Source organism: Azospirillum brasilense (assembly GCF_022023855.1).
In the GTDB taxonomy this organism is placed as follows: Bacteria; Pseudomonadota; Alphaproteobacteria; order Azospirillales; family Azospirillaceae; genus Azospirillum; species Azospirillum brasilense_F.
Genome location: NZ_CP059449.1, coordinates 1,222,689 through 1,237,774 on the forward strand (window position 1 = coordinate 1,222,689; position 15,086 = coordinate 1,237,774).

The 15,086-nt window shown below is 70.8% G+C and carries 10 protein-coding genes, 1 tRNA gene and 1 pseudogene; 9 read left to right on the forward strand and 3 right to left on the reverse strand.

Translation table 11 applies throughout. The features are described from left to right. Positions 1-55: 55 nt before the first annotated feature. A complete protein-coding gene (locus tag H1Q64_RS05835) occupies positions 56-3,700 on the reverse strand; it encodes an ATP-binding protein (RefSeq protein WP_237904751.1) in 3,645 nt (1,214 codons plus the stop codon). A 191-nt stretch (positions 3,701-3,891) separates the two neighbouring features. Between H1Q64_RS05835 and H1Q64_RS05840 the strand changes: the two genes are divergently transcribed. From H1Q64_RS05840 to H1Q64_RS05860, 5 genes are all read left to right on the forward strand, one after another. Next, positions 3,892-4,932, forward strand: a complete 1,041-nt coding sequence (locus H1Q64_RS05840) for an amino acid ABC transporter substrate-binding protein (RefSeq protein WP_237904752.1) — start codon at positions 3,892-3,894, stop codon at positions 4,930-4,932. Between the two features lie 209 nt (positions 4,933-5,141). Further along, positions 5,142-6,359, forward strand: coding sequence for a tryptophan synthase subunit beta (trpB, locus tag H1Q64_RS05845; protein WP_014238652.1), 1,218 nt, complete (start codon positions 5,142-5,144; stop codon positions 6,357-6,359). Further along, entirely contained in the window at positions 6,356-7,198 is an 843-nt protein-coding gene (gene trpA / locus H1Q64_RS05850) for a tryptophan synthase subunit alpha (protein ID WP_237904753.1), read from the forward strand. The genes trpB and trpA overlap by 4 nt, the downstream gene beginning before the upstream one ends. A 35-nt stretch (positions 7,199-7,233) precedes the next feature. Next, positions 7,234-8,229: an acetyl-CoA carboxylase, carboxyltransferase subunit beta gene (gene accD, locus H1Q64_RS05855; protein ID WP_237904754.1), complete on the forward strand. Its 996-nt coding sequence runs from the start codon at positions 7,234-7,236 to the stop codon at positions 8,227-8,229. 7 nt (positions 8,230-8,236) lie between these two features. Then, entirely contained in the window at positions 8,237-9,535 is a 1,299-nt protein-coding gene (locus H1Q64_RS05860) for a bifunctional folylpolyglutamate synthase/dihydrofolate synthase (protein WP_237904755.1), read from the forward strand. A 26-nt stretch (positions 9,536-9,561) separates the two neighbouring features. Here H1Q64_RS05860 and H1Q64_RS05865 read toward each other — a convergent pair whose 3' ends face one another. After that, on the reverse strand, positions 9,562-11,241 hold the full coding sequence (locus H1Q64_RS05865; RefSeq protein WP_237904756.1) for a hypothetical protein: 1,680 nt from the start codon (positions 11,239-11,241) through the stop codon (positions 9,562-9,564). A gap of 162 nt (positions 11,242-11,403) precedes the next feature. Here H1Q64_RS05865 and H1Q64_RS05870 point away from each other — a divergent pair. Further along, a tRNA-Arg gene (locus tag H1Q64_RS05870) sits at positions 11,404-11,480 on the forward strand. Between the two features lie 60 nt (positions 11,481-11,540). Then, positions 11,541-12,269: an SDR family NAD(P)-dependent oxidoreductase gene (locus H1Q64_RS05875; RefSeq protein ID WP_237904757.1), complete on the forward strand. Its 729-nt coding sequence runs from the start codon at positions 11,541-11,543 to the stop codon at positions 12,267-12,269. Between the two features lie 171 nt (positions 12,270-12,440). Here the strand turns inward: H1Q64_RS05875 and H1Q64_RS05880 are convergent. Beyond that, positions 12,441-12,806 (reverse strand): annotated as a pseudogene (locus H1Q64_RS05880) (2-amino-4-hydroxy-6-hydroxymethyldihydropteridine diphosphokinase); the annotation flags it as partial. 244 nt (positions 12,807-13,050) lie between these two features. On the opposite strand from H1Q64_RS05880, the gene H1Q64_RS05885 reads away from it, so the two are divergent. Both H1Q64_RS05885 and H1Q64_RS05890 read left to right on the forward strand, forming a co-directional pair. Beyond that, on the forward strand, positions 13,051-13,521 hold the full coding sequence (locus H1Q64_RS05885; RefSeq protein WP_237904758.1) for a molybdopterin-dependent oxidoreductase: 471 nt from the start codon (positions 13,051-13,053) through the stop codon (positions 13,519-13,521). 11 nt (positions 13,522-13,532) lie between these two features. Continuing rightward, positions 13,533-15,077, forward strand: a complete 1,545-nt coding sequence (locus H1Q64_RS05890; RefSeq protein ID WP_237904759.1) for a sensor histidine kinase — start codon at positions 13,533-13,535, stop codon at positions 15,075-15,077. Positions 15,078-15,086: the final 9 nt, after the last annotated feature.

Here is a 15,086-nt window from a genome sequence, read left to right on the forward strand (position 1 = left end):
GCAAGGCGGGCCGGCGGTGGTGCCACTTTCGGGGTGGTGCGGTCCTTTCTCCCGGCTAAACCGCTTCTCCGATCCGCAGGGCGCGGATCGCCGCTTCGACCGCCGGGTAGGCGGCGCACACCGCGGCCAGGGCGTGCCCGGCCCCGTCCGGGTCGCCGCAATGGGCGGCGAGTTCCAGGGCGGACGCGGCACGGCCCAGCCGGTTGGCCCCCGCCGTGCGCGCCGCCCCGGCCAGCGTGTGGGCGGTGCCGCGGACGGCCTCCAGGTCGCACCGTTGCAGGGCGGCGGCGGCCTCGTCCAGCAGGGGGCGGGTGGTTTCCAGGAAGAAATCCAGCATGTCCAGCGACGCCGCGTCGAAACCGCCGAAGGTGGTGCGGACATGGTCGAGGTCCAGCGTCTGCTCCGCCGTCGCGGCGGGTTCCGCCGCGGGCGGCTCGTCGGGGGCGGCGGCGCTGCCCTCGCCCAGCGCCCGGTTCAGGGCGGCGGCGAGCTGCCTCAGGGTCACCGGCTTGGCGATGTAGTCGTCCATCCCCGCGGCGGTGCAGCGCTCCATCTCGCCGGCCAGGGCGTTGGCGGTCATGGCGATGATGGCGGTGCGCGGGCGGGGAGCGGCCACCGGACCGGATGCCGATTCGGGGTCGGGAGCCGCCTCGGCGCTGCGGATCTGGCGCGACAGCTCGTAGCCGTCCATGCGCGGCATGTGGCAATCGGTGATCAGCAGCCGGTAGGGCCGCGTCCGCCAGGCGGTCAGCGCCTCCAGCCCGTCGCCGCTCAGATCGGCCTCGAAGCCGAGCTGGCGGAGCTGGCGCAGGATCACCTGCTGGTTCGTCGGATGGTCCTCCGCCACCAGGATTATCGGCGGAGCCGCCGCCGGGTTGATCGCCGGGTTGATGGCCGCCGGACCACCATCCGTCACGGCAAGCGGGGAATCGGCGTGGCGATCCGGGGGAACGGCGCGCCCGGCGAGAGCGGCCAGACGGCGGAACAGGGCGTCGCGGCGGATCGGGCGGCCGAGATGGTCGTGGCGCGGCGGCTGTCCGGCGGACGGCGCGCCGTCCTCGTCGGTATCCGACGGGCAGTCGCCGGCCTGCTCCCGCCCGTCCACCAGATGCAGCGTGGGCGGCGGGCGGACCCCGGCGGCGACGACGCGGGCCAGCACCGCCGGCGCCGACAGCCGCGGGTTGGGCGCGCCGGGCGCGTCGTCGGGATGGTGCTCCAGCAGGCCGTCGGAGAGGACCAGCAGGTCGGCGTCGGCCATCGTCAGCAACTCCACCGCCTCGTCCGCCGTCGTGGCGTCGGCGACGGCGGCGCGCTTGTCCTCCAGCGCGCGGATCAGAACGGCGCGCTGCACCGGGTCCGGGTCCGCCACGATGATGGACAGGCCGGTCAGGTCGGTGTCGTCGCCGGGGACCGTGCGCGGGTCCCCCGGGGCCAGATCGACCGTGAACCAGAAGGTGGCGCCGCAGCCCGGCGCCGACTCCACACCGATGCGCCCGCCCATCATCTCCACCAGACGGGCGCAGATGGCCAGCCCCAGCCCGGTGCCGCCGAAGCGGCGGGTGGTCGAGCTGTCGGCCTGGCTGAAGGGCTGGAACAGTCGGGCCTGGCCGGCGCCGCTGATGCCGATGCCGGTGTCCTCCACCGAGAAGCGCAGGCGCAGCCGGTCCGACCCGGCGTCGGACGGCTCCAGCCGGGTGCGCAGGACGACCCGGCCGGCGTCGGTGAACTTGATGGCGTTGCCCGTCAGGTTGAACAGGATCTGGCGCAGCCGTCCGGGATCGCCGCGCACCGCCGTGGGCACCTTGCGGTCGAGGTCGCAGACGAGAAGCAGCGCCTTCTGGTGGGCCTGCGGGGCCAGCAGCTCCGCCACCCCCTCCACCAGCTCGCGCGGGTCGAGGTCCATCTCGTCGAGGTCGAGCTTGCCCGCCTCGATCTTGGACAGGTCCAGGATGTCGTCGATGATCCGCAGAAGCGCCGTCGCGCTGTCGCGCACGGTGGTGACGAGTTCGGTCTGCTCGGCGTCCAGCGGGGTCAGGGCGATCAGCTCCAGCATGCCCAGCACGCCGTTCATCGGGGTGCGGATCTCGTGGCTCATGGTCGCCAGGAATTCCGATTTGGAGCGGGCGGCGACCTCCGCCTGCTCCTTGGCGTGGCGCAGATCCTCCTCGGCGCGCTTGCGGCCGGTGATGTCGTAGCTCCAGGCGAGGATCGCCGGCTCCCCCTCGAACTCCGTGCGCTGCAGCGTCTGGAGCGCCCAGACGCGGCTGCCGTCGGGCCGGTCCACCGCCACCTCGACGTCGCGGGCGACCAGTCCGGGGCCGTCCTGCGGCAGGGCGCGTCCCTGCAGGGTGGCGCCGGGCAGGGCCAGCGCGTGGCGGCGCCCGACGAAGGCGTCCGGCGGCAGCCCGGCCAGCTCCGCCGCGCGGGCGTTGGCGAAGGCCACCGAGCCGTCGGGCCGCCCGATCGACACGCCGACCGGGCTCTGCTCCAGGATCGCGCGCAGGCGGCGCTCGCTGTCCGACAGGGCGTGCTCGCGCGAGCGGATGGTGGCGACGAAATAGTGCAGGGCGCGCGCCATGTCTGCGATCTCGTCCTGCCCGTGGATGGGGATGGCGACGGACCGCCCGGCGGCCGACGCGGCCATGGCCGTCTGCAGGCCGCGCAGCCGCCGCACCACGTTGCGGTGGATGTAGAGGAAGATGCCGAGGGCCCCGAGGATGGAGACCACGGCCATCGCCAGGATGGCGTTCTTGCCGTCGCGGATCACCCGCTCGAACTCGCCGGAGCGGGCGGCGATGTCCTGCTCGATGGCCAGGAAATGATCGGACACCGCGCCGACCAGCTGGTCGGAGACGTTCTGGTTGCGCGCGATGGAGCCCTTGATGGCGCGGGCCAGCCCGATTTCCGTCAGGCGGCTGTTGAACAGGTTGTGTTCCCCGAGCCCCAGCGCCTCCAGCTCCCGGTACAGCGGCTCCAGGTCGAAGGCGGCGCCGGGGGGCAGGGCGGCCACGACCTCCGCCGCGCGGTCCATGGCGGCGCGGTAGTCCTGCCGCAGCCGGTCCACCCGCGCCTCGTGGTCGGCGCGGGAGGCGGCGAGCATCAGCAGGACGGCGTGCTGCGCCTCCGCCGTCCACAGGTCGATCCGCCGTTCGACGCCCCGGGCCTCCTCCCACTCCTCCAGGGTCCGGGGGACGGTGGCCTTGTCCCGCAGCGCTTCCTCGGCGTTGCGGATGCGTTCGGCCAGCTGCATCAGGCGGCCGACCAGCCCGCCCGTCTCCGCCGCGGCGGCGAGTTGGCGCTCCACCTGGGTGTTCAGGGTCATCAGGTTGGCGATCAGCTCGTTCTTGCGGCGCTGCAGCTCGGCCACGTCGGCCACGTCGGTGCCGCGGTCGCGCAGCCGGTTCATCAGGTCTTCCAGCAGGGCGATCTGGTCGCTCAGCCGGGCCATCACCGATTCGCGCACCGACTGGCTCTGCACCGCCACCAGGGCCGGGGCGTTGGCGGCCAGGGTGCCGCTCTGCTGGGCCAGCTGCGAGGCGTTGACGAGGCCCGGCACCTTGGCCGTGGCGATCTGTTCGAACCCCTCATGGAAGCGGCCGAAGAGGGAGACGGCCACCACGCCGGTGGCGGCGGTCAGGCCGGCGATCACGGTCAGACCCGCCAGGATGCGAAACGCCACGCCCAGCCGGGGAAGCCGCATGCCCGTCCCTCGATTCTTGTCGTCCGCTTGAGATAACACGGGCAATCGACCGGGCGCAATTCACACCCCCGCGTCGCAATCGCACACTGGGCAATGGGGCGCTGGGCAAGGGAGCGCCGGGCGGGCTTGACCCGCGCCGGTTGCCGGACCAAAGCTGATCCGTGGGCGGCAAAGAGGGATGGTCGATGGGCTTGGTCCGGTCTTTCGCGCGCGCCGCGGTGGTCGCCGCGGTTCTGGCGGCGGTGTCCGCGCCATCCGGCGGTCCGCGGGCCGAAACCATGGAGGACGTGCGGGAGCGTGGGCTGCTGCGCTGCGGCGTGTCGTCCAGCGGCGCCGGTCTGGCGGCGGTGGACGACAGCGGCAACTGGCGCGGCTTCTTCGTGGACATGTGCCGGGCGCTGGCCGCCGCCATCGCCGGCAAGGCCGACCGGGTGGAGTTCGTCGAGACCAACTCCGAGAACCGCTTTGCCATCCTGCGCAACGGCGAGGTGGACGTGGTGATGGAGGGGACGACCTGGACCCTGCAGCGCGACGCCACCTTCGGCATCGACTTCCCGGCGGTCTACCTGTTCGACGGCCAGGGATTCATCGCGCACCGCGCCCAAGGCGTGGCCCGCCTGTCCGATCTGCCGCCCGGCGCTTCCGTCTGCGTGATCGAGCAGACCACCACCCTGCGCAACCTGGAGGACTGGATGGCCCGCACCGGCGTGCGCTTCCGCCTGAAGCCGGTGCGCTCGACCGAGGGGGCGCTGTCAGCCTTCTTCAACCATCACTGCGACCTCTACACCAGCGACCGCATCGGGCTGCACGCCCAGCGCCTGCTGAAGGCCCCCGAGCGCGACGACTACGTCATCCTGCCGGAGACGATCTCCAAGGAGCCGCTGGGCCCGATGGTCCGCCCGGACGAGCGGCGGTGGTTCGACGTCGTGCGCTGGGTGTTCCTGGCCACCGTCCTGGCCGAGGAGAAGGGGATCACCGCCGCCAACGCCCCGCGTCTGAAGGAGGAGGCCGAGGATCCGGAGGTGCGGCGCCTCCTCGGGGCCACCACCGGGGTCGGCTGGGGGCTGGGGCTGGACGACGACTGGGCCTTCCGCGTGGTCACGCAGGTCGGGAACTATGGCGAGATTTTCGACCGCCATCTGGGCGCCGCCTCGCCGCTGGGCATCGACCGCGGGATGAACGGGCTGTGGATGAACGGCGGCCTGCACTACGCCCCGCCGCTTGGGGGATGAGGGCGGGTGAGGCGGGCGGCGGGCGGCGGCGCTCCGCCATGCCGCTTGGCCGGCCATGCCGCATTGCCTCATTGCCTTCGCCGCGGCTTTTCCCATGTTGTGGGCATGTTCGGCGAAAGGTTCGGCGAACGCTTCAAATCCGGGCGATCCGCCGCTATGGTGGCGCCTTCCGGGCGCCGCGCGGCCCGCTTCAGGCAGTTTCCCAGGCCATGACCAGACCCAACACCTACCGTTCCGGTCCCGACGAGCGCGGGCATTTCGGCATCTATGGCGGACGCTTCGTCGCCGAGACGCTGATGCCCCTGATCCTTGAGGTTGAGAAAGCCTACCGCGAGGCCCGGGCCGATCCCGCCTTCGAGGGCGCGATCCGCGAGCAGCTCAAGCAGTATGTCGGCCGCCCGAACCCGCTCTACTACGCCGAACGCCTGACGGAGAAGCTCGGCGGCGCGAAGATCTACTTCAAGCGCGAGGAGCTGAACCACACCGGCGCGCACAAGATCAACAACTGCATCGGCCAGATCCTGCTCGCCCGCCGCATGGGCAAGAAGCGGATCATCGCCGAGACGGGCGCCGGCCAGCATGGTGTCGCGACCGCCACGGTCTGCGCGCTGTTCGACATGCCCTGCGTCATCTACATGGGCGAGACCGACATCGCCCGCCAGCAGCCCAACGTCTTCCGCATGAAGCTGCTGGGGGCCGAGGTGGTTCCGGTGACCTCCGGCGCGCGGACGCTGAAGGACGCGATGAACGAGGCGCTGCGCGACTGGGTCACCAACGTCGCCGACACCTACTACCTGATCGGCACCGCCGCCGGCCCGCACCCGTATCCCGCCATGGTCCGCGACTTCCAGTCGGTGATCGGCGACGAGGTGCGCGTCCAGATGCAGGAGCTGGAGGGCCGCCTTCCGGACAGCCTCGTCGCCTGCGTCGGCGGCGGGTCCAACGCCATCGGCCTGTTCCATCCCTTCCTCGACGACCCGTCGGTGCAGATGGTCGCGGTCGAGGCCGCCGGCCACGGCATCGACAAGGGACCGCTTGCCCACGCCGCTTCGATCACCGGCGGGCGCCCCGGCGTTCTGCATGGCAACCGCACCTACCTGCTGCAGGACGAGGACGGGCAGATCCTGGAAGGCCACTCCATCTCCGCCGGCCTGGATTATCCGGGTGTCGGGCCGGAGCACAGCTGGCTGCACGACATTGGGCGCGTCGAGTATGTCTCGGCCACCGACCAGGAGACGCTGGACGCCTTCCAGCTCTGCGCCCGCACCGAGGGCATCATCCCCGCGCTGGAATCGGCGCACGCGCTGGCGGAGATCGTGAAGCGCGCCCCGAAACTGCCCAAGGACCACCTGATGGTGCTCTGCCTGTCGGGCCGCGGCGACAAGGACATCTTCTCCGTCGCCCAGCATCTGGGAGTGAAGCTGTGAGTGTCGCTGTTGACAATGGCCGCATCGCCCGGCGGTTCGCCGCGCTGAAGGCGGAGGGCCGCGCCGGCCTCGTCACCTTCATCACCGCGGGCGACCCGGATCTGGAGACCTGCCGCGCCGTCCTGCACGGCCTGCCCGCCGCCGGCGCCGACCTGATCGAGCTGGGGCTGCCCTTCTCCGACCCGATGGCCGATGGCCCGGCGATCCAGGCGGCCAGCCTGCGCGCGCTCCACGCCGGGACGACGGCGCGCAAGACGCTGGACCTCGTGCGCGGCTTCCGCGCGACGGATGCCGACACGCCGGTGATCCTGATGGGCTATTACAACCCGATCCACGCCTATGGGGTGGACCGCTTCCTGGCCGACGCCATCGAGGCCGGGGTGGACGGGCTGATCGTCGTCGACCTGCCGCCCGAAGAGGATGAGGAGCTGTGCATTCCGGCGCTGAAGGCCGGGGTGAACTTCATCCGGCTGGCGACGCCGACCACCGACGACAAGCGCCTGCCGGCGGTTCTCCAGAACACCTCGGGCTTCGTCTATTACGTGTCGATCGCCGGCATCACCGGCGCGGCCAGCGCCGACAACGCCGCGGTGGGTGCCGCGGTGGAGCGTCTGAAGCGTCACACCGACCTGCCGGTGGCGGTCGGCTTCGGCATCAAGACGCCGGAGCAGGCGGCCGATGTCGCCCGCGTCGCCGACGCGGCGGTGGTCGGCTCGGCCATCGTCACGCGGCTGGCCGGCGGGCTGGACGCGGACGGCAAGGCCCGTCCGGGTCTGGCCGAGGATGTGCTGGGCTTCGTCCGGGAACTGGCCGGCGGCGTGCGCGGCGCGCGCGTCTGAGTGCGTCGGCCGAGCGGGATATCAGGAAGAATTCGATGAACTGGCTTACCAACTACGTCCGTCCCAAGATCCGCGCCCTCTATGCCCGCAAGGAGGTTCCCGACAACCTCTGGCACAAGTGCCCGAGCTGCGAGGCGATGCTCTTCCACCGCGATCTGGAGGAGAACCTCAACGTCTGCCAGCATTGCGGCTTCCACATGCGGCTGGACCCGATCAAGCGGCTGGCCTCGATGTTCGACGAGGGCGACTACCAGTCGGTGGAGCTGCCGAAGTCGGTGGTCGATCCGCTGAAGTTCCGCGACCAGAAGCGCTACACCGACCGCCTCAAGGAGGCCCAGACCAAGACGGGCCGCCATGACGCCATCGTCGTCGGCTCCGGCCTGATCGGCGGGCAACCGGCGGTCGTCGCGGCCTTCGACTTCGGCTTCATGGGCGGTTCCATGGGCATCGCGGTGGGCGAGGGCATCCTGGCCGCCGCCCGCACCGCCATCGCCCAGAAGGCGGCGCTGATCGTCGTCCCGGCCTCGGGCGGGGCGCGCATGCAGGAAGGCATCTTGTCGCTGATGCAGATGCCACGCACCACCATCGCGGTGGAGATGGTCAAGGAAGCCGGCCTGCCCTACATCGTGGTGCTGACCGACCCGACGACCGGCGGCGTCACCGCCTCCTTCGCGATGATCGGCGACATCCACATCGCCGAGAAGGGCGCGCAGATCGGCTTCGCCGGCGCCCGCGTGATCGAGAGCACGATCCGCGAGACCCTGCCGGAGGGCTTCCAGCGCTCCGAATACCTCCAGGAGCACGGCATGGTGGACATGGTCGTCCATCGCCGCGACCTGCGCCCGACCCTGTCGCGCGTTCTGACCCTGCTGATGCAGCCGGTCCTGGCCGTCGCGACGGAAGCGCTGCCGGTCGCGGCCGTCCAGGCGGAGGAGCCGCGCAGCCAGGCCGAGGCCGCCGACGAGACGCCGACCCAGGCCGGCGCCGAAAGGGCCGGCGCCGAGAGGACCGGCTCCGAGCAGCCGGCCTGATCCCGCGATGTCGCTCGCCGATCCGGTTCTCGACCGGCTGAAGAGCCTGCATCCCAAGGTCATCGACCTGTCGCTGGACCGCGTGCACCGGCTGCTCGCCGCGCTGGACCATCCGGAGCGGCGCCTGCCGCCGGTGGTCCATGTGGCGGGCACCAACGGCAAGGGCTCCACGCTCGCCTTTCTGCGGGCAATGCTGGAGGCCGCCGGGCTGCGGGTGCATGTCTACACCTCGCCGCACCTCGTGCGCTTCCACGAACGCATCCGGCTGGCCGGCACGCTGATCGACGACGACCGGCTGGCCGCCCTGCTGGAGGAATGCGAGGCCGCCAACGGCGGCGGGCCCATCACCTTCTTCGAGGTGACGACGGTCGCCGCCCTGCTCGCCTTCGCGCGGGAACCGGCGGACGTGGTGCTGCTGGAAACCGGGCTGGGCGGGCGGCTGGACGCCACCAACGTGGTGGACCGCCCGGCGGTCACCGCCATCACGCGCATCTCCTACGACCACCGCCAGTTCCTCGGCGACACGCTGGAGGCCATCGCGGGCGAGAAGGCAGGCATCTTCAAGCCGGGCGTCCCCGCCGTGATCTTCCCGCAGCCCGCGGAGGAGGCCGCCCGCACCCTGGCCATCCGGGCCGAGACGGTGGGCGCGCCGGTTGCCGGCTGGTCGGTCACCCCGACCGAGGGCGGCTTCCGCTTCGAGAGCGCCCGCCGCCGCATCGATCTGCCGCTGCCGGGGCTGGCCGGGGCGCACCAGATCATCAACGCCGGGGTGGCGCTGGCCTGCCTGGACCATCTGCCGGCCGTGGTGGCCGAGGCAGTGGATGACGCGGCGGTGCGCCGCGGCCTTGCCGCCGTGGAATGGCCCGCCCGTCTGCAACGGCTGACCCGCGGCCCGCTGGCCGACCACCTGCCCGCCGGCTGGGAGCTGTGGCTGGACGGCGGCCACAACGACTCGGCGGGTGAGGTTCTGGCGATCCAGGCCGCGCGCTGGGCGGAGGAGGAGCCGCAACGGCCGCTGCTGCTGGTCTACGGCATGCTGGCGAGCAAGGAGCCGCGGGAGTTCCTGGGTCCGCTGGCGCCCTTCGTCACCGCCGCCCGCACCGTCGCCATCCCCGGCGAGGAGGCGTCGCTGACGGCGGAGGACACCGCTGCGGCCACGCGCGCCTGCGGCATCGCCGACAGCGCGGCGGCGGCGGATGTCAGCGGTGCCTTGGAGGATTTGAAGGGACGGGTCGAAGGGCCGGCCCGCGTGCTGATCTGCGGCTCGCTCTATCTGGCGGGCACGGTCCTGGCGGAAAACGGCTGATTCGAAGGGCCGGGCAAGCGGGGGGCTCAGCGCCCCTGCTTGCCGTCCAGTTCCAGCATGTTGCGCAGCGCGGCGAGGGTCTTGCCGAGCGTGCCCGAATCGTCCTTGGCGGTTCTCTTGCCGGACTCGTTGCCTTCCGCCGGCCTGATGGAGTCGGGCTTGGGCTTTTGCGGCGCGTTCTTGGGGACCGGCTCAACGAGGTCCAGAGGCTCGTCGGCATCGTCCGCCTCCGCTTCCGGCTCCGCCGCGCGGCGCGGCAGCGGCTTGAAGCCGGGCAAGGCGTCCGCGTCGGGGCGGGTGGGCGCCTCGCTTTTCCAGGCCGGGTGGGGCGGGTCGTCCAGATCGCTTTCCGCTTCGACGAGCGCGCGCAGGGCGCGCAACGCCTCTTCCATCTCCTGTTCCTGGGCGGACTTGCGCAGCACAGGGGCGCCGTCCTCGTCGGGTTCGTTGTCCCTATCCGCTGTATCCGCGCCCTTGCGGTTCCAAAAGGCATCGTCGGCGTCGGCCTTCTGGTCCTCCGCTTCGTCGTCCTCCGGACCGTCGTCATCACGATCAACATCGACGTCGTCGGCCGGCTTGCCCGACCGGCCGAACAGCGGAGTCACCACGCCGCTGTCGCGGTCGTCCTCGTCCTCATCACGGTCGGCGGCGGCCTTCTGGACCATGCTGCGCAGGGCGGCGATGGTGCGGTCCAGCGGTTCGCTGCCGGTGGGCGCGGGGTCGCGCTCCCGGGGGCGCTCCCACGGCGGCGGGGCCTTGTCCGGATCACGGATGGCGAAGCCCAGGATGTCATCGTTGGACGGCTCCGCGTCGTCGTCGTCATCGTCCGGATCGGCCTTCCGGGCATTGGTTCTGCCGGCGTCGTCCTCGATCGAAAAGGCTGGCGGTGGGGACGCAACATCCACAGCCGGAGCACCGTCGCCGCGGCCATCTAGAATGCTGCGCAGCGCCGCGATGGTGCGGTCGAAGGAGCGGGAGGCCTCGCCGTCCGCATCGTCCTCGACCGCCGGGTGGTTCTGCCGGGCGGGCGGAGCCGGCGGCAGGCCCTCGACCCGATCCGCTTCGTCGCCCTCGCCCTCACCGTCATCCTCGTCCGCATCTTGGTCCACGAGTGTCCAGCGGCGCGGGCTCCAGTCCTCGTCGTCGTCCCACTCCGTCCCGTCGGCGTCCCGCTCGGCGGTGTCCGCCGTGTCATCCTCGTGGCCGGCGAGATCGGCGAGCGACACCGGTTCCCACAACGGGCGCCGGCCCGACTCGGGAGCGGCATCACCGTCCGCGGCCAACCGTTCCAGTTCCAGATCCGTTGCCAGAGTGTCGGGTTCGGGCTGAGCGGCGGGGAAGGGGATCGGCGCCCGCATGGCCGGGGCCGCGTCCTCCGCCTCCGGCTCGCCCATCGCGTCGCCGCGGGTCCGCACCGCGTCGAGCAGCCCTTGCAGGGCGGCCAGCGGCGCGGCGAAGGACGGGGCGTCCTCCTCCATGGTCATCGCCGTCACCGGCGTTGCGAAGGGCGGAGGCGCCGGGCGGCTTTCGGTGTCGCGGGAATTGCAGCGCGAGCAGCGGTAATGGGGGGCGATGGACAGGACCGGGTAGTTGGGTCCGAAGCGCCGGTTCATGTCCGCGCGCGGCAACACGCCCTCGTGGCCGCAGGCGCGGCAACGGACGTGCACATCGACCTCGATGTCGCGCAGGTAAAGCATGCGTGCCATGGGCGCAGTATACGCAGCGGCGTGCCCAAGCCCAGCGGATTCGCCGCCCGCGCCACGTGCCGCGCCGGTGCCGGCGGTGACCTTTTCGGTCGGCCGTCCCGACGGGCCGTCCCGAGACGGACGGTTGGCAAGTCGCGGCGGAGCCGCTATGTTCAGCGCCGTGGCCCCGTAGCTCATCTGGATAGAGCGACGGTTTCCTAAACCGTAGGCAGCTGGTTCGAGTCCAGCCGGGGTCACCACCTCCTTCCGCGACCGGTTCCGCAGCCTGCTGGCCCCGCAATCTGATGGAAGGCCTTCCCATGATCGCATCCCTGTTGCAGGACGCCGTTCTCGTCACCGGCGCGGGTCGCCGCGTCGGTCTGCATCTGGCCGAGCGGATGATGGCGCTGGGGCACCCCGTCGTCGCCCATTACCGCACGCCTACCGACGGTGTGGAGCGGCTGCGCGCGGCCGGGGCGGTCTGTCTGCAAGGCGATCTGGCCGATCCGGACGGCGGGCCGCGGCTGGCCGATGCCGTGCGGGGCGTGGCGGCCAGCCTGCGGGCGGTGATCCACAACGCCTCGTCCTTCGAGGTGACGGCGGCGGACACCGCGGACGCGCTGCGGCAGCTCGATGTCTTCCACGCCGTTCATGTCCGCGCGCCCTTCGCGCTGAACCGCGAACTGGCGCCGCTGCTGGACGCCGGTTCGGCGCGAAGGGCCGACATCGTCCACATCACCGACATCTATGCCGACAACCCCAACCCGGCCTTCGACGCCTATTGCGCCAGCAAGGCCGGGCTACAGAACCTCGCGCTGTCCTTCGCCAAACGGCTGGCGCCCAAGGTGAAGGTCAACGTCGTCCAGCCGGGGCCGATCCTGTTCAAGGAGTGGCACGGCCCCGAGGCGCGGGCGCGCGTGCTGTCAGAGACTCTGCTCGGCGAGGAGGGCGGGGTGGAGGCCATCGGCATGGCGGTGGAGGCCATCCTCCGGAACCACTATCAGACCGGCGCCGTCGTCGCGGTGGACGGTGGCCGGCGTCTCGCCTAACCGGGGGGAGCCGTCGCGGCAACCCGGCAGAACGGCGGCGCACAACTCGCCCTGCGGTGGCGGAACGGGGCGCCCGGCGAGCAGAGCGGCGATCTCCGCGAAGGGGACGGCCAGATAGGCGTCCGGGCGCAGGGCCGCCAAGCTGTCCACCGGAAAGGAGCGGTTCACCCGCCCGATCAGGTCGATGTCGGCAGGGCGGTCGCGCGTCTTGCAGCAGGGGTGGGCGCGGTCGCGGCCCAGCGCCAGTTCGACACCCACGCACAGCCCCTTGCAGCAGGAGGGGTCCAGCGCGCTCGGCACATAGGCGCAGTAATTGACGAAGGGGTGGGCGCTCGTCATGCCGACCGGAGCCGTGCGGTAGAAGCGGCTGACCAGGACGGAACCGAACAGGTCGGCCAGACGGGCCGCGATCCGTGCCGCGTTCCGATCGGGTTCCACGTTCGTTCCGATTCCCAGAATGTAGCCGTCCAGCGGCAGCGGGGCGGCCGAAACCGGAATCAATGCGTCCATAAGCGTTCCGTCGGGCGGGATGTGCATGGAGAAGATGTGAAAATCCAGGCGGAAACAATGATGCCGGATCGTTGCGGGTTGATCATTTCACGGGACAAATATGAACGAATTTCGATACACCTTTCCGTATGTGAAAATTCGGCGGCTGATTTTTACAGAATTTTCGTTGGATCGTTCGTAGAATGCAATCATGATAAAGGTTGCATGGCCGAATAGCGGACGGTTAGCCGATATGGTGGATAGAGTTGTTTGCCGTCTTGTCGCCCTGACGTTGTTTGTACTTGCCGGCGCGGCCAGCGCCGGGACGCTGCCGGAACCGACGGAAAAGCCGATTCTGGTCGTGTCGGGGCAGATTGGGGCGACCAACCGCGACGGTGCGGCGGTCTTCGACCGTCCCATGCTGGAAGCGCTGGGCATGGTGTCCTTCACCACCGCCACCCCCTGGTACAAGGAGCCGGTGACCTTCGAAGGCGTGCCGCTCGCCCGCCTGATGGAGCGTGTGGAGGCGCGCGGCGAAACGCTGACCGCGACGGCGCTGAACGACTACACCGGCGAAATCCCCATGGACGACGTGCGGAACCGCAAGGTGATCCTGGCGCTGAAGCGCGACGGGGCCTACATGCCGGTCAGCGACAAGGGGCCGCTGTTCATCGTCTATGATTTCGACCATGATCCGGAAGCGAACCGGCAGAAATATTTCGCACGCTCGGTCTGGCAGGTCGCCCGGCTGACCGTGAAGTGAAGGCAGCCCTTGTGAGTCCGCCGACCGAGACCGCGCCGAAAGGAAGCTCGCGGCTGTCCCGCCTGCTGGGCTGGGCGTCGGAGGACCGTACGCGCCGCATTGGGCTCTGGCTGGCGATCCTGACCGGCGCGTTCGGCCTAGCGGCCGCCTATCTGTCGCTGCTGGTGGTGAATTACGGCGAGGCGTTGCGGGGCGCCGCGCCCTACAACTTCGCCTGGGCCGCCAGCCAGACGGTGGGGGAGGTGACGCGGCTGGAGCAGCGCATCCTGGCCAGTGCGCTTCCCGGGGCCAAGGTCGACGCGGACGAGGTGCAGCTCCGCCTGGACATCGTCCGCAACCGCATCGCCGTGCTGGGGCGGGGACAGGCCTCCCTCTTCATGGACCGCTACCCGCAGCATCGCCGCACGGTGGCCCGGCTGGAGGAGGCGCTGAACAGCGTCGGCACGATCCTGGCCGGGCCGCTGCCGCCGGCGGACAAGGCGCTGGCCGCCCTGGCGGTTCTGGAGCCCGTCGACCGCGAACTGAACGCCTTCGCCTCCGTCGCCTCCCAGTTCGGCGGGGAGCTGGTGGACGAGGGGCACGACCATCTGCTCTATCTGCATGGGCTGTTCTCCATGCTGTCGGCCGGTCTGGCGGTCTGCGGCGTTCTGTTCATCACGGTGCTGCTGATCCAGAACCGGGCCATCCGGAAGGCGCATGACCGGATGGAGGCGATGGCCGGCGCCCTGCGAACGGCCATCGCCCAGGCGGAGGAGGCCAGCCAGGCCAAGACCCGCTTCCTGGCGACCATGAGCCACGAGCTGCGCACCCCATTGAACGCGATCATCGGCTTTTCCGAGTTGATCCGCGAAGACGGCGACATCGGCGGCGGCGGCCGCGCCACCGCCGTCCCGTCCGGCAGCACGAAGGAAACCACCCGCCGGGAGAACGCCCAGCGGGAGCACGCCCAGTATGCGGGCTACATCCTGACCAGCGCCCGGCACATGCTGGGTCTGGTTATCGACATCCTGACGGTCGCCCAGATGGAGTCGGGCCACGCCAACCTGACCTTCGATTCGGTGGACCCGCGCAAGGTGGTCGGCACCGCCATCGCCACGGTGCTGGGCACCCAGGCCGGGCGGGGCCGGACGATCCGGACGGCGGCGGGGGCGGTCTGGCCGGTGCTTCAGGCCGACGAGCGGGCGGTGCGGCAGATGATGCTGAACCTGCTGTCCAACGCGGTGAAGTTCAGCACTGCCCCGTCGGCGATCGAGGTGCAGGCGTGGCTGGACCCGCAGGGCGGCTTCGTCATCGCCGTGCAGGACCAGGGCATCGGCATGACGCCGGAGCAGATTGGAAAGGCCGCGCAGCCGTTCTATCAGGCGGAGGACGGCGCGACCCGCCGTTTCCAGGGATCGGGGCTGGGGCTCAGCATCGTGAAGAGCCTGATGGAGGCGCATGGCGGCCGGTTGCTGCTGGAAGGCGCGGCGGGGGCCGGCCTGCGGGCCTCCCTCCATTTTCCGGCGGAACGGGTCGGCGTGCCGGCGCCGCGTCCGGACCCGGCAAGCCAGGTTTGAGCAAGCCAG